At 36.2% G+C, this 21,206-nt stretch carries 15 protein-coding genes and 2 tRNA genes; 7 read left to right on the top strand and 10 right to left on the bottom strand.

What is annotated here, in order from left to right:
* Positions 1 to 130 precede the first annotated feature (130 nt).
* The 4 genes from lgt to folE all read right to left on the bottom strand — a co-directional run bounded on the left by lgt (position 131) and on the right by folE (position 3,666).
* A complete protein-coding gene (gene lgt / locus J8281_RS01445; RefSeq protein ID WP_210195805.1) occupies positions 131 to 1,066 on the bottom strand; it encodes a prolipoprotein diacylglyceryl transferase in 936 nt (311 codons plus the stop codon).
* 108 nt (positions 1,067 to 1,174) lie between these two features.
* Positions 1,175 to 1,441, bottom strand: coding sequence for a membrane protein insertion efficiency factor YidD (gene yidD, locus J8281_RS01440; protein ID WP_246848933.1), 267 nt, complete (start codon positions 1,439 to 1,441; stop codon positions 1,175 to 1,177).
* A 6-nt stretch (positions 1,442 to 1,447) separates the two neighbouring features.
* Entirely contained in the window at positions 1,448 to 2,944 is a 1,497-nt protein-coding gene (gene cysS, locus J8281_RS01435; protein WP_210195804.1) for a cysteine--tRNA ligase, read from the bottom strand.
* Positions 2,945 to 2,988: 44 nt separating this feature from the next.
* Positions 2,989 to 3,666 carry a GTP cyclohydrolase I FolE gene (folE, locus tag J8281_RS01430; RefSeq protein ID WP_210195803.1) on the bottom strand — a complete coding sequence of 226 codons (678 nt, stop codon included), beginning with the start codon at positions 3,664 to 3,666 and terminating at the stop codon, positions 2,989 to 2,991.
* Positions 3,667 to 4,172: 506 nt separating this feature from the next.
* Here folE and J8281_RS01425 point away from each other — a divergent pair.
* Complete coding sequence (locus J8281_RS01425; RefSeq protein ID WP_210195802.1) at positions 4,173 to 7,457, top strand: discoidin domain-containing protein; 3,285 nt, start codon at positions 4,173 to 4,175, stop codon at positions 7,455 to 7,457.
* 225 nt (positions 7,458 to 7,682) lie between these two features.
* Positions 7,683 to 9,188, top strand: coding sequence for a T9SS type B sorting domain-containing protein (locus J8281_RS01420; protein WP_210195801.1), 1,506 nt, complete (start codon positions 7,683 to 7,685; stop codon positions 9,186 to 9,188).
* 196 nt (positions 9,189 to 9,384) lie between these two features.
* On the opposite strand, the gene J8281_RS01415 is transcribed toward J8281_RS01420, so the two are convergent.
* Positions 9,385 to 10,914, bottom strand: a complete 1,530-nt coding sequence (locus J8281_RS01415) for an OmpP1/FadL family transporter (protein ID WP_210195800.1) — start codon at positions 10,912 to 10,914, stop codon at positions 9,385 to 9,387.
* Positions 10,915 to 11,115: 201 nt separating this feature from the next.
* Positions 11,116 to 12,234 carry a hypothetical protein gene (locus J8281_RS01410; RefSeq protein ID WP_210195799.1) on the bottom strand — a complete coding sequence of 373 codons (1,119 nt, stop codon included), beginning with the start codon at positions 12,232 to 12,234 and terminating at the stop codon, positions 11,116 to 11,118.
* 99 nt (positions 12,235 to 12,333) lie between these two features.
* Between J8281_RS01410 and proS the strand changes: the two genes are divergently transcribed.
* The 4 genes from proS (at position 12,334) to rpsT (ending at position 14,389) form a co-directional block, all read left to right on the top strand.
* A complete protein-coding gene (proS, locus tag J8281_RS01405) occupies positions 12,334 to 13,812 on the top strand; it encodes a proline--tRNA ligase (RefSeq protein ID WP_210195798.1) in 1,479 nt (492 codons plus the stop codon).
* 81 nt (positions 13,813 to 13,893) lie between these two features.
* A tRNA-Glu gene (locus J8281_RS01400) sits at positions 13,894 to 13,965 on the top strand.
* A 69-nt stretch (positions 13,966 to 14,034) separates the two neighbouring features.
* A tRNA-Glu gene (locus J8281_RS01395) sits at positions 14,035 to 14,106 on the top strand.
* Positions 14,107 to 14,140: 34 nt separating this feature from the next.
* Positions 14,141 to 14,389 (top strand): 30S ribosomal protein S20, encoded by a 249-nt coding sequence (rpsT, locus tag J8281_RS01390; protein ID WP_210195797.1) that lies wholly within the window; start codon positions 14,141 to 14,143, stop codon positions 14,387 to 14,389.
* A 137-nt stretch (positions 14,390 to 14,526) separates the two neighbouring features.
* Here rpsT and J8281_RS01385 read toward each other — a convergent pair whose 3' ends face one another.
* From J8281_RS01385 to J8281_RS01375, 3 genes are all read right to left on the bottom strand, one after another.
* The gene (locus tag J8281_RS01385) at positions 14,527 to 15,762 is read right to left on the bottom strand and encodes a glycosyltransferase (RefSeq protein ID WP_246848932.1); all 1,236 of its coding nucleotides are present in this window, start codon (positions 15,760 to 15,762) and stop codon (positions 14,527 to 14,529) included.
* Positions 15,763 to 15,902: 140 nt separating this feature from the next.
* The gene (locus J8281_RS01380; protein WP_210195795.1) at positions 15,903 to 16,679 is read right to left on the bottom strand and encodes a zinc ribbon domain-containing protein; all 777 of its coding nucleotides are present in this window, start codon (positions 16,677 to 16,679) and stop codon (positions 15,903 to 15,905) included.
* Between the two features lie 3 nt (positions 16,680 to 16,682).
* Positions 16,683 to 17,777, bottom strand: coding sequence for a Nif3-like dinuclear metal center hexameric protein (locus tag J8281_RS01375; RefSeq protein WP_210195794.1), 1,095 nt, complete (start codon positions 17,775 to 17,777; stop codon positions 16,683 to 16,685).
* Between the two features lie 79 nt (positions 17,778 to 17,856).
* Here J8281_RS01375 and lpxK point away from each other — a divergent pair, with 79 nt between their 5' ends.
* Positions 17,857 to 18,870 carry a tetraacyldisaccharide 4'-kinase gene (lpxK, locus tag J8281_RS01370; RefSeq protein WP_210195793.1) on the top strand — a complete coding sequence of 338 codons (1,014 nt, stop codon included), beginning with the start codon at positions 17,857 to 17,859 and terminating at the stop codon, positions 18,868 to 18,870.
* An 83-nt stretch (positions 18,871 to 18,953) separates the two neighbouring features.
* Here lpxK and J8281_RS01365 read toward each other — a convergent pair whose 3' ends face one another.
* The gene (locus J8281_RS01365; protein WP_210195792.1) at positions 18,954 to 21,179 is read right to left on the bottom strand and encodes a response regulator; all 2,226 of its coding nucleotides are present in this window, start codon (positions 21,177 to 21,179) and stop codon (positions 18,954 to 18,956) included.
* Positions 21,180 to 21,206 lie beyond the last annotated feature (27 nt).

Raw genomic sequence — 21,206 nt, 5'->3', positions numbered from 1 at the left:
TAATTTTGAAATCGATAGCGCACATTTTAGAGCAGTAGTACGCAGAAATGATTTGAATCCTTTTGGATCATTGAATAGGTAGCAGCCTGAGTTCGACTATTATTATTTTTTCAATAGTAGCTATAAGATGTTACCGAGAGGTTTCTACTCGTTTTAATGATCTTAGAATTAAGTATATCCCAACAATAATAAAAGGAATACTAAGCCATTGACCTGTAGAAAGAATATCACCAAGTGAATCTTCAAATCCACCCTGACTCTTTTTCACAAATTCAACAATAAAACGTACCGTCCATAATAACACTAAAAAGGTTCCGAATAAAAATCCCTGATTTTTTCTTTTATCAGTTTTCCAATAGATGAACCAAAGAATAATAGCTACAAAAATATATCCGAATGCTTCATAGAGTTGTGCAGGATGTCGATAAGGAACAGCCTCTAGTAAGTTGGCAAATTTAGGATTATTTACTACTGCTGCATAAGCTTCATTTATAGTATTGATACCGGTTTCTTTAACAACTTCGGCTTTGCGCAATCCGTCTCTTACAAATTTTACACCAAATGGAGAATCTCCAGATTCGTTACCAATAATTTCTGAATTGAAAAAATTTCCTAGCCTCACAAAAATAGCTCCAAATGATACAGGAATTACTATTCTATCTAATATCCATAGGATGTGTTTGTGTATGATGTTTTTAGAGTAATAATACATAGCTATGATCACCCCAATAGCAGCACCGTGACTAGCAAGCCCTTGGAATCCTATAAATTCTAATTTAGGACTAAACCTAACAGGTAGAATGATTTCTAAAAGATTGTTTTTGTAATACTCCCAGTCATAAAAGAATACATGACCCAACCGCGCTCCCAATAATGTAGCAACTACAGCATATATAAAAATAGAATCTAACTTTTCGAGGGATATCTGTTCTCGTATATAGATTTTTTTCATCAAATACCACCCCAAAGAGAAGGCAACAACAAACATTAAACTATAAAAACGAATAACGAAAAAACCGAGATCGATTCCTTCTACAGGGTTCCAAATAATTTTAGAAAATATCATGTATACAATTATTTTGCAGCGGTAAATATAGGTATTTATATCACAAATCGACTAAAGGAATCTCAATTCATCCTAAACTTAAGTTCATAGTAAGACCTAATTTTGGTATTATGCGCTATCGGGTGTCTTTTCCTTTTTGGGTACAGGATCATACCCACTACCGCCCCAAGGATGACAGCTAAAAATTCGTTTGATGGCCAGAATTCCTCCTTTGTATAGCCCATGAATGCGTAATGCTTCAATAGTATAATGAGAACAGGTAGGCTGGTATCTGCACGTGGCAGGAGTTAATGGTGAAATTAAATTTTGGTATAATTTAACCAACAAAATAAACGGAAATGTTGTTATTCGTTGTATACGTTGCTTAGCAGTCAATATGTATTAGTTTAAAGAAAAAGTAGTTCCTTCGCGGCTATCCTTTAGTTGAATACCGATTTCTAGTAATTCGTCTCTAATTTTGTCGCTAGTAGCAAAATCTTTATTTGCTCTGGCTTCTGCTCTTAGTTTGATCAATAATTCTACAGTTCCCGAGAGTTTATCAATAGTGTCTGATGCTACTTCGTTACTATTCACTAATCCCAGAACATCGAAAACAAACTCATTTATAGTGACGCGAAGTTGCTCTAAGTCATTTTTAGAAATTGAAGCTTTTTGTTCTTTCAATGTATTGATAAATTTAACAGCATCAAACAATTTGGCTATAACTATAGGTGTGTTAAAGTCATCGTTCATCGCGTCATAACATTCAGATCGCCACTTTTCGACATCAAACCCTTCAGTTTTTTGATCAGCAACTATAGTGCTTAAAGTTTGTAGGGCATCCATCAGCTTATAAAATCCTTTTTCAGAAGCTTCGAGTGCATCATTCGAAAAATCTAAAACACTTCTGTAATGAGCTTGCATCATAAAAAAGCGAACAATGGTTGGATCAAAGGGTTTGCCAAGAACTGTATTGTTTCCTGTAAATAATTCTTCTGGCGAGATTGTATTACCAGTAGATTTCGACATCTTTTTTCCGTTAAGCGTCAACATATTCGCATGCATCCAATAGTTTACCGGGGTTTGACCACAGGCAGCTTCACCCTGAGCAATTTCGCATTCATGGTGTGGGAATTTCAAATCCATTCCGCCGCCATGAATATCAAACCGTTCCCCTAAGTATTTCGTACTCATAACCGTACATTCTAAATGCCACCCGGGAAAACCGTCACTCCACGGCGATGGCCATCGCATAATATGCTGGGGTTCTGCTTTTTTCCAAAGTGCAAAGTCCTGAGGGTTCTTTTTATCGCTTTGTGCCGTAAGTTCTCGAGTGTTTGCGATCATATCCTCAAGGTTACGACCACTTAATTTTCCGTACTCATGAGTTTTATTAAATTTTTGAACATCAAAATATACAGAGCCATTCGAAATATAGGCAAAACCGTTTTCTATAATGGTTTTAATAATCTCTACTTGCTCTACAATATGACCTGTAGCTGTTGGTTCTATACTTGGCGGAATCGCATTAAATTTTGACATTACGTTATGAAAGTCTAAGGTATAACGCTGTACAATTTCCATAGGTTCTAATTGTTCCAAACGGGCTTTTTTTGCTACTTTATCTTCACCTTCATCTGCATCGTTTTCTAAATGCCCGGCATCAGTAATATTTCTTACATATCGTACTTTATATCCCAGATGTTTAAGGTATCTAAAAACCATATCAAAAGATATGAAAGTACGGCAGTTTCCTAAATGAACATTACTGTAGACTGTAGGCCCACATACATACATCCCTATATTTCCTTCTGTAATAGGTGTAAACGTTTCTTTTTGTCCTGAAATGGAATTATAGATTTTTAAGAGTTGTGTCTTGTACAATGAAGCTGCAGCCATAATTTAAAGTTAGAACGGGTCTATGTTTCGATTTTAAAAATAAATTAAAATGTAGTGTCTAGATTAATATAGTCCAGAAATTCTCTTCGTATAGATTGTTCTTTAAACTTACCACCAAATTCACTAGTTACGGTACTGCTTTCTATATCTCTAATTCCTCTAGAATTTACGCATAAATGTTTTGCATCAATAACACAAGCAACATCCTTGGTACCTAGTGCGGCTTGTAAATCTTGTACAATTTGCATGGTCATACGTTCTTGTACCTGAGGGCGTTTGGCATAGTAATCTACAATACGGTTCATTTTTGATAACCCAACTACGGTACCATTAGAAATATACGCTACGTGCGCTCTACCTACTATAGGAAGCAGATGATGCTCGCAGGTAGAGTATACCGTAATATTTTTCTCTACTAGCATTTCACCATATTGATAGCTGTTTTTGAACGTTGAGGCGTTGGGTTTGCGATCGGGATGTAAGCCAGAAAAAATCTCGTTAACAAACATTTTTGCCACTCGTTGCGGGGTACCTTTAAGGCTATCATCTGTAAGATCTAATCCCAATGTTTCTAAGATGTGCTTAACATCTTCTTTAATTAGTGCTATTTTTTCTTTATCCGTTAATTTAAAAGCATCTGCTCTAAGCGGAGTAGTAGCGCTGGTGGCTATATGGTTATCACCTAATGCTTCAATAGCTTCAAGGGCCTTGTCAATTTTCACACTTCAATTTTTTAGTTACCGAAAATCCCAAAAAGAATATTTAATTAAGAAATACTTTAAAAAAGTGCTTCGGAGTCAATTTACATGCTTTTTGAGCACAACAAGATATCTTAAAAACGATACTGTCGTCTTATGGGTCGCAAAGATACGATTTTGTTGTTTTACAAAGAATAAAGTAAATAAACTTATTAAAATGGATACCGAATTTTGAAACTCTATCTAATGTACCGGTAGTATTTTTGGCAAGTAAAGCTTCAGGTAATATGAACGGAAGTATAATTACGGTAGGCGGAGATTGGATGGCCAGATAGATGAAGCACATGCTTCTTTTTAGTACTTCTTAAATAAGGCCATCTTTTAACATGATTTTTTGGTGTAAGGAAAAACACAGAGAACAAAGAGTTTTCTTAAACAAATATTCAAAGAATACATGATTATTGTTTTAGAGTCGTTATGTAAACTATAAATGCTCTTAATACTATAGGCATTTCTAAATATCAAATCTTATGAAAAATACAGTACAAATTATCGTTTATTTATTTTTGTTGCCTTATTTTGGTTCGGCACAAGAACTGATTTTTCACTCGGGTTTCGAACCTGGTTCATACTACTCTGGTGAGGATATAAAGGGCACGGATACTAGTGTAAGCCCTAAAATGGATTGGGAAAAAGACTTAGAGAACCATCCAAACATAGGTGCATTTAATATTCAATATCAGGATAAAGATGCGAACCAAAAAAATAAGAGAGGAGCTGTTATTGTAAAAGACCCTACGAACAAAAATAAGGGTATGGTATTAAAATACTGGCTAACCGGTGACAATGTAAGTTATGACAGAGGTAGGGTGCAAGCTAATTGTTATTTTTCAGAAAAGGGGATTAAAGAATTCTACCAAAGTGTAAAATTATATTTGCCTTCAGCATCTTTTAGACCTTTACAGCAGCATCCCGAAGGATTTGATTTTCTAACTATTTTTGAAATATGGAATGATGTGGATTGGATGAACGTAGGAAAACCAGACATTCTTCCTTACCGAATGAAAGTGAATATCGTTAAAGCAAACGGAAGAAATAAAAAACTGTTTCTTAGGTCGACAGGAGAAATAAAGTCAAGACCTTGTTGCTGGGGGGAAGGAAATGACAAAATCTGGGAAACCACATCAACATTTCCACTGCCACTTGATACCTGGTTTACATTAGAATTGTATATAAAAGAAGGCAATAATTCTTCAGGTCGATTTTTGTTAGTACTCACTACAGAGAATAATGAAAAGGTGACCATGGCAAATATATCAAATTGGACTCATCATCCCGATGACAAAAACCCTGATGGTATCACAGAATTTAATCCGCTTAAAATGTATACAAAAGACTTTTACACTATTGACAAAGTCACAGCGGCTGGTGATAGTTTGAAATTCTATTGGGACGATTTCAAATTGTATAAAAACAAACAGATTAGTACGCCGGGAAGTTGTACTAGCACTATTTCCTGGAAAAATAATGGTTTTCAGGATCAACGAGATACTTTTACAGCCTCTTGGGATATGTTGGCCAACTCCAATTATATGGACGGAGTTGTTGGGCTATCCAAAGGTAATGCTAATAAGTATAGTGACTTAGCATGTATTGTTCGTTTTAATGCCGATGGAATGCTCGATGCGCGCAACGGGAGTCAATACACAGCAGATACCGAAATCCCTTACATAAAAAACAAAACGTATAGCGTTCGATTAGAAATAGATGTAAAACAACATAAGTACAGTATATATGTAACTCCGCCCGGGGCTGCAGAAATTCGGTTAGGTAAAGATTATAGATTTCGTACAGAGCAACAAGCGGTGACGGCTCTAAACAATTATGTAATCAATACCGAAGTGTGTACCTTAAAAGTTACTAATGCATCTTTCGTGGATCAGGATTCAAATCCACCTACATCTGCAAACCTGGCGTTTAACAAGCCTGTTACGGCTACACGAGAGCAATCTGGAAATAAAGCGCCCAAAGCTGTCGATGGTAATCTAGGTGACGAAAGCAGATGGTCTGCCCAGTCTTTCCCTCAAAGCCTTACCATAGATCTTGAAAATATTTACACCATTTCTAAACTAAATATTTATCCCTATAAAAAGAGGGCTTATCAGTATATTGTTGAAGGTTCGAAGAACGGAAACAATTATTATACATTGGTAGATAGAAGAAATAATACTCAGGATGGTGATGTTATTTCAGATCAGGTCGCATCTAACGATGTACGATTTATTAGAATTAAAGTTGTTGGCGCCCATGGATATAATGGGAATTGGATAAGCCTTAATGAAGTAGAAGTTTTTGGAGTAGAGGGTACAGGAAATAGCCCTGTTAATTGTTCCGAATTTATGTCAGAGAATCGTCAGTACTGGGTTTATATGAGTCCGTGCGAAGCCAGAGATCTTTACAATTCTCGAGATTTTAATGAGATTCGACGCTATGCAGATCAATTCGTAAGAGAAGGTTTACAAAGCCCTATGACAAAAATTAGCATTAATGCCGACTGGGTTTATGAAGCAGAAAAAGCCCTCGAGGCAGTTGCGGCTGTTTATTTGGCCAGAAAATGGGGTGAATTTGATGGGGGTGCAAACAACGCTTTGAACGCGTACCGAAATTTTTTAACCTCTCTGTGGAAAGATATCGTAAGAGACCACCCGGTTCGTACTTGGATCAAATTTCAATCACAATCATCAGATCATTGGTACGAGGGTGATATTGCATTGCGTACCTGGCTACTTGGGGCTTATGGATCTTATGATGCAATTAGGGATGAGATTTCATCTCGAGATCGAAATTATATTGATTCCTGGTTACGAGATCTTGCCAATAAAATGTGGACTCATCCTGATCAGCGTTATGAAGAGCGCAAGAAAAATCGCGGTACCTCTTCTTTTGGTCAATGTCAGTTAATAGCTTTACTGCTTCAGGATACTCAACTTTTTGAAACGTATTTTAATGCACTTCGTGTGAATAACAAAGAAAGAGGATTTAAAGGAATTACTACTATTTTTGATCATTCAAGAAGCAATAATTGCTCTCAATTACCTGCTACTTTATATGGCTTACCCTTCGAACTAACGTATAGAGATGCCATTCATGGAGTTGTTGTTATAGAACATGCTATGCACACCTTGCAAAATCTGGCACATGCTTCACGAAACGGCGGGTCTGAAACATGGGATTTATTAAAAGGAGCAAGTTTTGATCAACAGGATATTTCTAACTTACTAAGCACATGGCAAAAGATCGCATATGGCACTTTATATAACAATTTTAACGAATATGCGTATTGCCTAGAGTCACCTAATCCATTCTGGGATCCGGTAAAGTATAATTTGAAGGGTAGGATAGCTTCTAGTTTTGCCTGGATATCTCCTTATTACGATGATAAAAATTGGAAACTGGATCACTCGGCAATAGAAAAATTAAGAAAGTTCAGGGCAAAGGCTTTGAGAAATAGCAATACCAGAACGTTTGAGATTGATCAAAGCTTTGAAGTGAACAATCCGGTAAACCCGTTACAGGAATTTATCGTGTTTCCTAATCCAAATACATCAGGAGATGTTCATATCCAATTGAATACGAATACATTTGATACCTTACAAATTACAAACATGTATGGTATAGAAATCTATGCGACTTCGATTAAAGAAAGTAAAGCACTAAAAATATCGAAAAATGCATTTACACAAAAAGGTCTTTACTTTATCACTGTAATGTCAAACGGAAAAAAAATGATCTCTAAAAAATTAATAATGGAATAAGCGATCAAGTACCAGATATAAGCCTCTATTTGGAGACGTAAATAGCTTGAATTCTTAGTTTTTAGTTTAGGATTCAGGCTATTTATTTATGAGGTCTTTTTATGCCGTATTAGAACGTGCTTAAAGAGTAGTTTACCGCTAATACTAAGTAAAGATTTGTTTTGAGATGACTAGAAAAAGAAGTCTCATTATTTAGAACATATAATTTTTATTATATTAGCCATAATGAAGACACTAGCCCCAATCATAGCATGCACCATTTACTTATTTTTAGCTGTACATCAAATACAGGCGCAACTCGATTTTGATGTAGCTTGTAGAACTGCACAACCCTTTTGTTCTGATGCTTCTCAAGAATTGACTTTTCCTAATATTACTGGAGAAGATATCAATTTTCAGGGTGTTGGCTGTTTGGATAGTACGCGTAATTCTTCTTGGTATTTCATAAGAATTGACCAGGCAGGAGAATTGATTTTTGATATACAGCAATGGGTTGATGGTAATGAAAGTAATACTTTAGAAAGGGAGGAACGACAACTTGATGTTGATTTTATAGCATGGGGTCCTTTTACGACTTCCTTTATTAATTGCGAAGATGATTTACCTCGAGGTTGTGATCTTAATGGTGACGGAGAAAACCTTCGACCAGAAGAATGTGTTAATAACGTAGATGATCCAGATTTTTATACAACCGGGCCTTTAGGTCTTGATAACACAAATATTGTCGATTGTAGTTTTGCAAGAACGCCGGAAGAGAATATATTCATAGAAACATTTACCATTCCAAACGCGCAGTCGGGAGAATATTATTTTATTTTAATTACCAATTTTTCTGACGAAGACGGAGTGATACAATTACAGCAAACTAATCTAGATGAAGATAATGCCGGGACTACCGATTGCAGCATTCTAGAGCCAGGTGTGGGGCAAGACATTGCGACGTGTGGGGAGTTTCCTGTTACTTTAGAAGGGCGTTTCCCGGGTGCAATAGCGTACCAATGGAGAACCAGAGCTATTGGTTCTGATCCTGGTAGTTTTACCAATATCGGAGGAAGAACAGATACGCCGGTTATCGAAGTAGGGGTACAAGGTATCTACGAATTAATTGGTTATTCGGATTCGGCAGGAACTACAGAAGTAGGAAGAGATGATCTTACAGTAGTAGATGTATCTGCCATCGAAATTGACATAACACCGAACATAGCCGAAGAATCTTTTGCAGGAAATTATACAATTACTGCAGAGATTACTACAACACCAACAGACATTCAAACCTTAGGATTTACTGATTTTGAGTACCAATTAGAGAGAGATTTAGGTGCCGGTTTTGTAGTGTCCAGACCCTATCAAGAGTCTCCAGTGTTCGATAATGTTCCACCAGGAGACTATCGTATCATCGCTAGATACAGAGATTGTGTGGCTAGTGAAAGAATTTCAGAAGTATTTATGATACTAGGTTATCCCAAATACTTCACACCTAATGGAGATGGTTTTCATGATACTTGGAGTTTAATCAATATTGAAGATCAGCCCACTGCCCTTATTTATATATTTGATAGATATGGTAAGTTGTTGAAACAACTTAGACCAGGAGGTGCAGGTTGGGATGGAACGTATAACGGAAAAATGATGCCATCTTCTGATTACTGGTTTAGAGTAGAGTTTAATGAGCCACGAGATCCAAATGCGAGAAGGAGAGTCTTTGCAGGTAGTTTTTCACTAATACGATAAGCGGGTCTAAAAGCAGGACAGTAAAAAGTTCTATTTCAAAATCTTAATTGTTATTTGAAAAGGAGAACCTCATTCAGCGTTGATATATTTCAAAAATAAGACTAGTATACACCAAAGAAAAATTATTCGAACGAAGAAGTAAAGTTTTATATTCTTTAGCTGCAACCCAAGTAATAACCAAAGGAAAGTCTATTGATTAGAAATTCATTCCTAATGTAAAAGTTAAAGTCTCTCTAGACGTATCGACTATTGCAAAATTATCAAAACCAGAATTAGGATAAAAACGCTCTAATCGCTGTTGCTCGATATAATCATAGGCAACATCAAATCTGAATTTATCAAAATGATAACCGGCTCCGATTGAAAATCCGTTCCTGTCGCTTAGAATGAGATCATTTAGGTACGGACTCTCTTCAAAGCTATACCCACCTCGAATACTCCAATTTTTATTTCTCCATTCACTACCAATCCGAATTGTTGAGACATCTTGTAAACGCGTATCAATTCTTGCATTCGTATCAGAGAAGATAGCTCCAAAATCAGAGCTTAATTGAATAGAAGTATAATCTTTATACGAATAGTCCAAACTTATCAATCCTCGCTGCCCAAAGAGAAAAGCTATACTCCCGGTGTATCGGGCAGGAGTTCGTAACTCATATTCAGGAAAAATGTTAACAGTATTTGGATTTACTACCGCTCTACCATCAATAGTACTAATCGTTTCTAATCGTTGCGTAGTTTCTTCTTCAATGTAAAACCAAGTGGGAGTCTCATAAGAAGCTCCCAAACGAAGCATACGTGAAATTTTTGCAATCCCTCCAATTTGTGCAGAAAAACCGACTCCATAAGTAGTTAACCTATTGGTAAATAGCACACTGTTAATAGTACTTCCTGGGTTATTGTTTTCTTCAAAAAATTCAGTTACTCTGTCGTAGTTTAAAAAATTTGAATTCAGGTTAATGCCAAAATAGAAATCACGATGTATCTGAGCTCCTAAGTTAAGGGTAAATTTTCCGTTGATGCCTGTACTTTCATAATAGTACTCCTGATCAAATTGACCGGCTCCAATGTTAGACGAATACGATGTATTGTTTGGATCATCTGGATTATCGGCTTCAATAATAAACGTTTCATATCCTAAAAAGGCCTGTTGAGCTCCGTATCCTTCGGTTTCACCTAAAAATGAATAAAGTTCTGTTGAGTTTTCTCCTACTCTTCGAGTGATTAAATCTAAGGGCACGCCTTGAGCTTCATTGATAAAAAAACGATCAATAGAATTTCTGCTTCGTCCTAAAGATAACATTTCATCTGCATTATCGGCAGTCTGATCATATGTTATTCCTAAAGAAATTTTATTAATTCCTGAAGAATCTTCATCAAAATGGTCATAAATAATAACAACACCAACTTGATTGAAGTTTAAATTTGATGAATTATTGGTCACTCCTCCATTAGAAAAAACAGTGGTGTTATATGCTGCATCGTTATGTATGCTTGTAGATGAAAGCGTCATAGAACCATAAGAGTTTAAAAACACAGCAGAACCGGCAGGATTAATTTGTATGGCCGATAGATCGCCGCCTAAGGCTCCAAAAGCACCACTCATGCCTCTATATCTTGCCGTACCCAAAATATCTTGTTGCGAATAGCGTAAAGCATCAGTAATGTCTTGCGCATTTAAAAATGAGGCAAATAACACAACAATACTTAGTAATAGCTTTTTCATATAAGCGAAATATTTCCAGATTTAACTCGTAATAGATAGTGTATAATGCATAATTCGGGTCTAACTAATCACAGTATTGAAATTATAAACAAATGTATGCAGTTTTTATTCTCATACTATGATTTCGATTATCTAAGAGTGATTGTCTAAAAATGTAAGTACTTAAAGAGTCCTTAATTGTATGATATACGTTAGTCAGACTTATCCTCTTCCACGACTTCTACTGCCACCTCTACCTCCGCTACTACGCGATGAAGATCTTCCGCTACTAGAGCGTGAATATCCGCTACTACGAGATGAACCCCCTCGAGAGTACCCAGAGGAGCCTCTACTTCGTGATGAAGAACTAGGTGAATAACTACGGCTGCGACTTGAAGAGTTACTTCTTGTTCTTGCTGCAGGACCAGAATATCGGTTTGATCCACCACTATTAACTGACGAAGATCTGGATCTAGAATTATAAGAGCCGTTTGAATATCCAGAACTTCTACTTCTGCTTCCATCGGCAGATACTCGTCTGCGATTAGAATATCCTTGTCTATTTCCTGAATAGGAAGAACTTCTTGATCTCGTGCTAGATCGTGAGCCGCTATATGTTCTACTACGACTATTTGTAGTGTATGAATTTCTTCCGCCGTTATAAGCTACATATCTATTGCGTCCGTAGCCTCTATATCCTCTGTTAAAGCCATAGTGGTTGCCATAAAATCCTCTGCCAATCCATGGGTTACCCCATCCCGGACCCCAGTTGTTCCAGCCCCAGCCTGCATTCCAACCCCAACCAAGTCCCCATCCCGGGCCCCAGTTGTTCCATCCCCAGCCGGCGTTCCATCCCCAACCGAGTCCCCATCCCGGGCCCCAGTTGTTCCAACCCCAGCCTGAATTCCAACCCCAACCGAGTCCCCATCCCGGGCCCCAGTTGTTCCAGCCATTGTCAAAAATATTTACGTTAACTTCAGTAGGGTTGCTTCCCCAGGTGGGTTGTCCTGTATCGTAGTTCAAAGCTACAGATGTGGTGTCTGCAACATCATAGTTCTCACCAGCGTAAGAGTCCACATCAGTAAAAACTTCATTTTGTTCAATAACGTTATCTATTTGTGATGACTTTTCAGAGAAATAACTAGAATAATAGTTCGTTTTTTTCTTAGGTGTTGTATTATCTGGCTGTCTTTCTACAGTTCTTTGGCGACTTGTTCTACCATAAACACCATCTTCATAAGGTACATATTCATAAGAACCACAGGATGTCAACAGTACTATAGCAGCCATACATACTATAATGGGAGCTATGTTTCTTTGAAAATAATTTTTAGGACGCATATCTTCTTATTTTATTGTTGAACATTACAAATTTAGTTAGTTTTGCGCTAACAAAATTATATTTAACAAAGCATCAACATTTGTGCCAAATAGCAGATTATGAGCAAGAACTTGACAAAACGAAGTGAAGATTATTCAAAATGGTATAATGAATTAGTAGTCAAGGCCGATCTTGCTGAAAATTCGGCGGTTAGAGGTTGTATGGTGATCAAACCTTATGGCTATGCTATTTGGGAGAAAATGCAGGCAGAATTAGATCGAAAGTTTAAAGAAACCGGTCATCAAAATGCGTACTTTCCGTTATTTGTCCCTAAAAGTTTATTTGAGGCTGAAGAAAAAAATGCTGAAGGATTTGCAAAGGAATGTGCTGTGGTAACGCATTATAGATTGATGACAGATCCCGAAGATGCTTCAAAATTAATTGTTGATCCAAAGGCCAAACTAGAAGAAGAACTTATAGTTCGACCAACATCTGAAGCCATTATCTGGAATACCTATAAAGGATGGATACAATCGTATCGAGACTTACCGATTTTAGTCAATCAATGGGCAAATGTGGTACGCTGGGAAATGAGAACTCGTTTATTTCTAAGAACTGCAGAGTTTTTATGGCAAGAAGGGCATACTGCTCATGAAACCAAAGCAGAAGCTATCGCAGAAACCGAACAAATGAATACGATTTATGCGAATTTTGTTGAAGATTTTATGGCTATACCGGTCATACAAGGCCGAAAAACAGAAAGTGAGCGCTTTGCCGGAGCTGTAGATACATATTGTATTGAAGCATTAATGCAAGATGGAAAAGCATTACAAGCAGGGACTTCGCATTTTTTGGGTCAGAATTTTGCAAAGGCTTTTGATGTAAAATTTACTTCTAAAGAAGGAAAACAGGATTTTGTTTGGGCTACGTCTTGGGGGGTTTCTACAAGGCTTATGGGGGCTTTGATTATGACGCATAGTGATGATAAAGGATTAGTTTTGCCTCCAAATTTGGCGCCAATACAAGTAGTGATTGTACCTATATACAAAGGCGAAGATCAATTACATCAAATATCTGAAGTGGCAAATGCTTTGGTAGATGATTTTAAAAACAAGGGAATATCTGTAAAATATGATCATCGTGATACACATAGACCGGGAGCTAAGTTTGCTCAATACGAACTACAAGGAGTTCCTTTACGAATTGCCATAGGACCCAAAGATTTAGAAAAAGGAACCGTAGAATTAGCCAGACGGGATACATTATCAAAGCAATTCGTATCCAAAACAGATGTGGTGGATGTGGTTACATCATTACTCCCTGAAATTCAAGAAAGTTTATATCAAAAAGCAAAACAGTTTAGAGATCATCATATTACAGAGGTTAATACGTTCGATGAATTTAAAGAAATTTTAGAAAAGAAAGGTGGTTTTCTTCATGCACATTGGGACGGAACCATCGAAACAGAACAAAAAATAAAGGAGCTCACCAAAGCAACTATTCGATGCATTCCTTTTGACGAAAAAGAAGAAGAAGGTGTCTGTGTTTATAGTGGGAAACCTTCGAAAAATCGAGTATTATTTGCGAAGGCATATTAAGGTTTTAGAAAAAAAATTAATAACGCTTGCGCCATTAAAAAATAGTTGTATTTTTGCATCCGCAATTAGACAAATAATTATGGCCCGTTCGTCTATCGGCTAGGACGCCAGGTTTTCATCCTGGTAAGAGGGGTTCGATTCCCCTACGGGCTACGAATATAGATAACGTTTTGTAGATGTATGGTGAAAACTATATCTTTGCAATTCTTGAAAAAGAAAAATGGCCCGTTCGTCTATCGGCTAGGACGCCAGGTTTTCATCCTGGTAAGAGGGGTTCGATTCCCCTACGGGCTACAAATATTGAAGTAAGAAATTTAATAGTAGAGAGATGGCAAATCATAAGTCAGCATTAAAAAGAATTAGAAGTAACGAGACTAGACGTCTTAGAAATAGATATCAGCACAAAACAACACGTAATGCTATCAAAAAATTACGTGAAGCCGATAAAAAAGAAGCAGAAGCTATGTTTCCCACTGTTATTTCTATGCTTGATAAATTGGCAAAAAATAATGTTATTCATAAAAATAAAGCAGCTAATTTGAAATCAAAATTAGCAAAGCATGTCGCTGCATTATAAGTAATAAAAGTATTTATAGAGTATACAATTAGCTTTTCCTGCAAATGGAAGAGCTTTTTGTTTTATACGTCAGAAGTTACTTTAATATGAGCTTTCATTTATTGGTACCGCCAGAAGGTGTACTACCCTGAAGTAGTTTACTTGTGCTTCTCCTCAATCCATCTTGACATAAATTCAGTGCTTCGCAGCGTATGAAATTGCAACATACTGCCTATAAAATTTTGACTTCGGTGCTTGGTAAGATTCGAGAGTAGTTCTTCAATTTTAGTGATAAGTATAGGTTCATGTTTATTTTTTTGAAAACGAGTATTAATAATCTCAATTCCGTTTTGTTGTGATTGATGCCACATATTTTTATTGCTGTAGAGTGCAATAGCGGCTTTGGCAATTTTTTCAGGAGTATTAGCTATAAAACCACTCCAGTCGCTATCTTCACCTAGTATGCCTTCTGCTCCTATAGTCGTGGTAATACTTGGGGTTCCGCATAGCATGGCTTCAACAAGTTTCCCTTTAATTCCGGCTCCAAATCGCAAAGGTGCAAGACAAACACGAGATTTCTTGACAACTTCCCGGGCATCTTTTGCCCAACCCTTAATTAGAAAGCCTTCATTTTTATGATCTAATTGTGTTGCTTTGGGTGGTGGGTAAGCACCGTATATATGCAATTCGGCTTGAGGCACTTCTTTTCGTATCAAAGGCCAAATGGTTTGTTTAAGATATAAAATAGCGTTCCAATTGGGATCATGACGAAAGTTCCCGATAGTTATAAAGTGTTCTCTTTCTTCAAACGATGGCCAGTGATTTTTAATAGCACTTGTGATAGGATCAGATAAAAGAGGAAAATAATGAAGTAATTGCTCTTCTATTTTGAAAGTGCTTTTTAATATTTTCATTTCAAAATCAGAAATTAGTAACGAAAGATCGCAGCGATATATACTAGCGATCTCTCTTTTCGTATAATCACTTGCGAAAAGATATGTAAAAGTATGTTTTTTGTTCTTCTTAAAACATTCTTGCCTGGTTTTTCGTAGGCTATGCAGATCTTCCGTATTGAGTATCCTTAATGTATTTGGGCAATGTTTGGCTACTCTCCACCCAAACTGTTCTTCGATCATAAATCGATCAAAAACAACTACGTCTGGTTGTAATTTCTTGATAAGGTGATCAAAGCTGGGATTATTAATTTCGATAGTACATGTCGTAATTCCCAGCGCATCCAAATCAAGCATATGTTGTGTATGTGTTGCAGGACTTGCAAAGGTGATTTTCCAATTCTTGGATAGAAATAAGTGAATAAGCTGTAGCATTCTGATCCCAGCTGCAGACGAGTTAGGTTCTGGCCAAACAAAACCTATAATAAAAATATGATTCATGTTCTTATTCATTTTATCCCGTAGTACGTCGCCTTATATCAAAACGAATATAAAACTGGTCAAAGCTAAGGCAAGGGGCATAAGAATCAAAAAAGCCCCAGAGTAATGCTGGGACTTTGTATGGTACGTGATGGTAATAGCTATAATTTGGCAAACAGCGCTTCCATCTTTTCTTTTTCTTCTTTGGCTAGTTCTTGATCAACCAAAATTCTACCACTATGCTCATCGGTAATAATTTTTTTACGAGAGGCGATTTCCATTTGTATTTGTGGTGGAATGGTGAAAAAGGAACCTCCTGAAGCTCCTCGTTCTATGGGAACAACCGCAAGACCGTTTTTCACATTACTTCGTATTCTTTTGTATGCATTAATTAAACGATCCTCTATATCTTTTTGGTAATCTTCAGATTTTGCAAGTAATGCTTGCTCTTCCTTTTCAGTTTCTGCCAGAATTGCGTCAAGTTCACCTTTTTTATGCGAAAGATGCTCATTACGCTCGGCAAGTTTTTCTTTGGTTTGCGCTATAATCTCGTTTTTTTGAACGATTTGGGCTTTGTGTTCTTTGATGTGTTTTTCTGCTAACTGAATTTCTAAACCCTGGAATTCAATTTCTTTATTTAAAGAATTGTATTCTCTGTTATTGCGAACATTTTTTTGTTGCTCGGCGTATTTTTTAATTAAAGCATTAGCTTCTTCAATAAGATTTTTCTTATTTTTAATGCCTTCATCTATAGTTTCTAAATCAGTATTTAGCTTTTCTAATCTTTTATTTAAACCGGCTACTTCGTCTTCAAGATCTTCAACTTCTAGAGGTAACTCTCCTCGAACGTTTCTTATCTCATCAACTCTAGAGTCAATTAATTGCAGGTCATACAGTGCTCTTAATTTTTGCTCAACAGTAACTTCTTTCTTTGCCATATTTTAAAGATATTGAATAGGATTGGTGTTTTTATCCGATAAAATGATGGCAAAATTACTGATTTTTTTTTGAAGATAGCTAACAATTAGATTTTTTGTGTATTGTTCGCTTTCGTAATGACCTATATCAGCCAAAACAATTTTATTTTCTGCTTCATAAAATTGGTGGTACTTAAGATCTGCGGTTATGAATAAATCAGCGCCCACGTTTTGGGCATTTTTTATGGCAAAACTACCGCTTCCCCCTAAAACTGCTACTTTTTTAATAGGTTTTCCTAACAATTCTGAATGCCGTACGCAACCTGTTTTAAATGTTTTTTTAATGTGTTTTAGAAAATCCAATTCCTCAACCGGTTCAGGTAGTTCTCCTACCATTCCCATACCGATATGTTGATTGCTATTTTGCAACGTAATGATTTCGTAAGCAACTTCTTCATAAGAATGCGTATCAAAAAGTGCTTTTAAAACTTTTCTTTCTTTATGAATTGGAAAAGTAATCTGAATTTGAGTTTCTTTTTCGTAATGTATTTTGCCTATTTCTCCGATTGACGGATTAGCGTTTTCAAGGGCTTTAAAAGTGCCCGTTCCTTCAGAAGAAAAACTACAATGATCGTAATTCCCAATGCTTCCGGCCCCGGCTTCGAATAGTTTGATTCGTAGTGCTTCTACCTCTGTGGTAGGAGCAAAGGTGGTGAGTTTTTTTATCGTTCCGCTCTGCGGAATTAAAATTTTACGATTCATAAGACCTAGTTGCTCACACATCATATCATTTACTCCGTGAAATGCATTATCCAATGCCGTATGGATAGCGAAGATGGCTATATCATGTTTAATAGCTTTCATGACTACACGTTCTACATACGTAGCCCCATTAAATTTCTTTAATCCTTTAAATATAATAGGATGAAAGCTTACTATAAGATTGCAGTTTTTTTGAATAGCTTCATCGATTACAGATTCTAAAGTATCTAGCGTGACCAAAATGCCTGTTACGGTTGTTAATGCATTTCCAACGAGAAGTCCTATATTATCAAAATCCTCGGCATACGCTGTAGGAGCTAAAGTTTCAAGGTGTTGTATAACCTCTTTTATTTGCATTGTGTTTCGTTTTTCAGTAAAATAGAAAAGTAAAGTTTTTTTTGAGATAAACAAAGTTACGTTTTATACTTTTGTGTGCATGAAGTTTTTACGAAAGATACTTTTTCCTGTTGTTCCTATATATTACTTGGTAACTTGGTTGCGTAACACACTATATGATCTTGGGATTAAGAAATCGGTAGCATATGATTTCCCTGTTCTTGCTGTCGGAAATTTAAGTGTAGGTGGAACCGGAAAATCTCCAATGGTCGAGTATTTGATCACCTTATTACAAGAAAAGACGCAGTTAGCTATACTTAGCCGGGGATACAAAAGAAAAACGAAAGGTTTTCGTTTGGTAGACGTTTTATCAGAAGCCAAAGATGTTGGAGATGAACCACTTCAATTTAAAAGAAAATTTCCTAATGTATATGTCGGTGTTGATGAGAATCGACGAAACGGAATTACTAATCTTCGAACTTTACACCCTAAACCAGATGTAATACTATTAGACGATGCTTACCAGCACAGAAAAGTGAAGGCTGGGTTGTATATGCTGCTCACCGCTTATTATGATTTATACTGTAATGATATTGTTTTGCCTACGGGGAATTTAAGAGAACCTAGACAAGGGGCAAATCGTGCAGATGTAATTGTGGTTACAAAATGTCCGGTAAGAATTACTGATCAAGAGAAAAATAGATTACAAAAAAAATTGAGGATAAAATCTCATCAGTCTTTATTTTTTACTACAATTAATTACGGTAAAGAGCTGATAGGGGTTTCTGGTAAGCGATCTTTGGAAACTTTTAAAAATAGAACATTTACTTTGGTTACTGGTATTGCTAATCCGAAATCGTTACTGGATTATTATCGATCCTATGGATTGTTATTTACGCATCTTAATTTTGCAGATCATCATGAATTTACCACACCGGAGCTAAAGATGCTTGAAAATGCAGAAACCATAATAACTACTGAAAAAGACTATATGCGCCTGGTAGACACCATTTCACACAATAACTTATGGTATCAACCTATAACAATACAGTTTATTGGAGATAAAGAGGGTTTTAACTCAAGGATTTTTAAATATGTAGAGAACAACCTTTAGTAAAGTTACCGATAAGTCCAGTACTTGGGGAAGTAGATTCGATCTAAGGCTTTGTTATCTTGAGCTTGACAAACGGTTGATAACTAAGAGGTAGTTTGTTTTTTTGCTAGCGCTTTGTGAAGCTTAGTGAAAAATTCTTCGGTTTTGTAGGGTTTGGGTATAATATCGTTAAAACCATTGTCGTAGAACTCATCTAGATTATCATCTAAGGTAACAGCGGTGAGTGCAATAATTGGAATTTCTTTGTCAAATTCACGTATTTGTTTTGTAGCTTCTATACCACTTATACCTGGCATATGTATATCCATAAGGATAAGGTCAAAATAGTGTTCTTTTGCCTTGCTTACTGCAATATCTCCGTTATCGGCAACATCACAGACAATCTTATTTTTTTCTAAAATTTTTCTGGTAATCAATTGATTAATTTTATTGTCTTCTACGACTAAAATCTTTTTGTCTACAAGAACGCTATAATTGATCTTTTTGGCTTCGGCAAGATAATCGGTACTCTGATCTTTAAATATCTCAAATTCTAAATCAAATAAGAATTTGGATCCTTTACCTAAAGAGCTTTCCAATTTTATTTCACTACCCATTATGGCCAATAAGTTCTTTACAATAGATAATCCCAGACCAGTGCCTCCAAATTTTCTATTAATTTGAACGGATCCCTGGGTGAAGTTTTCAAAAATCGTTTGCTGTTTTTTTGCTGAGATTCCAACACCGTTATCTTCAATTTCAAAACTAAGAAGCATCTTATTTTCTAAAGTTTCAATGGGTTTGACACGTATCCAAATATCTCCGTTTTGTGTAAATTTAATAGAATTGCCTATAAGGTTGATTAAAATTTGAGATACTTTTAAAGGGTCGCCTTTTAGCTTATCGGGGATAGAATTATCAAACTCATAGTGCAGTTTGTTGTTTCTGTCTTTGGCTGACTTCCCTAGGGCGATAAGTACATCGTTGATTCGTTTTTTAAGATTAAATGATGTATTTTCTAACTCCACCTTATTGGCTTCTAGTTTATTGAGGTCTAAGATATTATTTATTAAAGACAATAAATATTCTCCTGAGAATTTTAGAGAATTTAAATGCTCTTTCTGATTAGGAGTAGGACTTTCTTCTAATAACAAATGTGTAAGACCGGTTACTGCGTATAACGGAGTTCTAAGTTCGTGAGTTATGGTTGAGAGAAATTGAACCTTGGCCTCACTCGCTCTTTCTGCATTTTCTTTTGCCAGGATAAGTTCTGTATTTTTATTTTGTAATAGCTCGTTTGCGCGTGCCCGTAGATTGTTGTTTTTATAAAGCGAAAGGGTTAAAAGAGATAAAATAGTAATAAGCGCAATACTTAAAATGGTAGTAAGTCTGCCTAATTTTAATGATTTAAGTTGTTGGATATTTTCTTCAGTAAGTTCTTCTATAAGCACATTGTTTTGATCCAGATTAAGTTTCGCCCCGGCTTCTTGTGCAATTATTTCTTTATTCACATTAAATAGTGAGTCCTTAATTCTTTGATGAATTTTTAAGTTATTTAATGACGTTAAATATTCCTTTTGTTGTTCATAGATCTCGCTGTATAGCTTATAGCTTTCAGATCGTACCTCGAGGTATCCTTTATCATTACCAATTTGCATGGCGAGATCATTTGTTTTCTTGGCCTCTTCAGGTTGGTTAAGCGCTATTTGGGCACGAGCTTTATTGGTGTAAAGTTTTGCCTTGTTATACGATTGACCATATGAATCTATAATTGGGAGCCCGCTATTAAAATGCTTAATGGCTAAGTCAGGCTGGTTTTGAGCCAGAGCTAATAATCCAAAATTTAACTTTATAACACCCTCAAAACTTTTCATATGTTCAGTTTTTGACAGTGCCAAAGCCGATTCTAGCACCTCATGTGCAGTTTTATAGTCGCCTAATTGAGTTGCAATCGAACCATAAATGATATAAGATTTTGTAAGTTTTGCTTTATCGTTGTCAGATTTCTGAATCTCTATGGCATCAAGAATTTGTTCTTCGGCTTTATCAAGATCGCCAAGCTCTCGATACAATTTGGCAAGTATAGTATTGGTTTGAGCTCTATAGGACAAATTACGATTTTGCAAAGCCATCTCTTTGGCAATTATTGCGTTATGTAGTGCTTGTTCTAATTTAGCTTTGTCTATTGATAAAGAGGCCTTATGCAAATAATGCTCAATAGAATCTTTTACTTGTTCGTCTTTTGTTCCTCCTTTTTCCGTTTGAGAATACGCGAAACAACAACAAACAAATGAAATAATAAGAATAAACTTTCTAATTGGGGTTGGCATTTTTCCTCTAAAAATCTCAACTAATAT

It is taken from the genome of Aquimarina sp. U1-2 (assembly GCF_017897595.1).
Taxonomy (GTDB): Bacteria; Bacteroidota; Bacteroidia; order Flavobacteriales; family Flavobacteriaceae; genus Aquimarina.
The sequence above is the reverse complement of the archived record's forward strand: the minus strand, read 5'-3'. Positions and strand labels throughout refer to the sequence as shown.

What these genes read in the sequence shown, in the direction of transcription:
- cysS (WP_210195804.1), bottom strand. Translation starts at nt 2,944, where the DNA reads ATGGCTGCAGCTTCATTGTACAAGACACAACTCTTAAAAATCTATAAT.
- J8281_RS01425 (WP_210195802.1), top strand. Translation starts at nt 4,173, where the DNA reads ATGAAAAATACAGTACAAATTATCGTTTATTTATTTTTGTTGCCTTAT.
- J8281_RS01415 (WP_210195800.1), bottom strand. Translation starts at nt 10,914, where the DNA reads ATGAAAAAGCTATTACTAAGTATTGTTGTGTTATTTGCCTCATTTTTA.
- rpsT (WP_210195797.1), top strand. Translation starts at nt 14,141, where the DNA reads ATGGCAAATCATAAGTCAGCATTAAAAAGAATTAGAAGTAACGAGACT.
- lgt (WP_210195805.1), bottom strand. Translation starts at nt 1,066, where the DNA reads ATGATATTTTCTAAAATTATTTGGAACCCTGTAGAAGGAATCGATCTC.
- J8281_RS01410 (WP_210195799.1), bottom strand. Translation starts at nt 12,234, where the DNA reads ATGCGTCCTAAAAATTATTTTCAAAGAAACATAGCTCCCATTATAGTA.
- proS (WP_210195798.1), top strand. Translation starts at nt 12,334, where the DNA reads ATGAGCAAGAACTTGACAAAACGAAGTGAAGATTATTCAAAATGGTAT.
- J8281_RS01385 (WP_246848932.1), bottom strand. Translation starts at nt 15,762, where the DNA reads ATGAATCATATTTTTATTATAGGTTTTGTTTGGCCAGAACCTAACTCG.
- J8281_RS01375 (WP_210195794.1), bottom strand. Translation starts at nt 17,777, where the DNA reads ATGCAAATAAAAGAGGTTATACAACACCTTGAAACTTTAGCTCCTACA.
- lpxK (WP_210195793.1), top strand. Translation starts at nt 17,857, where the DNA reads ATGAAGTTTTTACGAAAGATACTTTTTCCTGTTGTTCCTATATATTAC.
- J8281_RS01365 (WP_210195792.1), bottom strand. Translation starts at nt 21,179, where the DNA reads ATGCCAACCCCAATTAGAAAGTTTATTCTTATTATTTCATTTGTTTGT.
- J8281_RS01420 (WP_210195801.1), top strand. Translation starts at nt 7,683, where the DNA reads ATGAAGACACTAGCCCCAATCATAGCATGCACCATTTACTTATTTTTA.
- J8281_RS01380 (WP_210195795.1), bottom strand. Translation starts at nt 16,679, where the DNA reads ATGGCAAAGAAAGAAGTTACTGTTGAGCAAAAATTAAGAGCACTGTAT.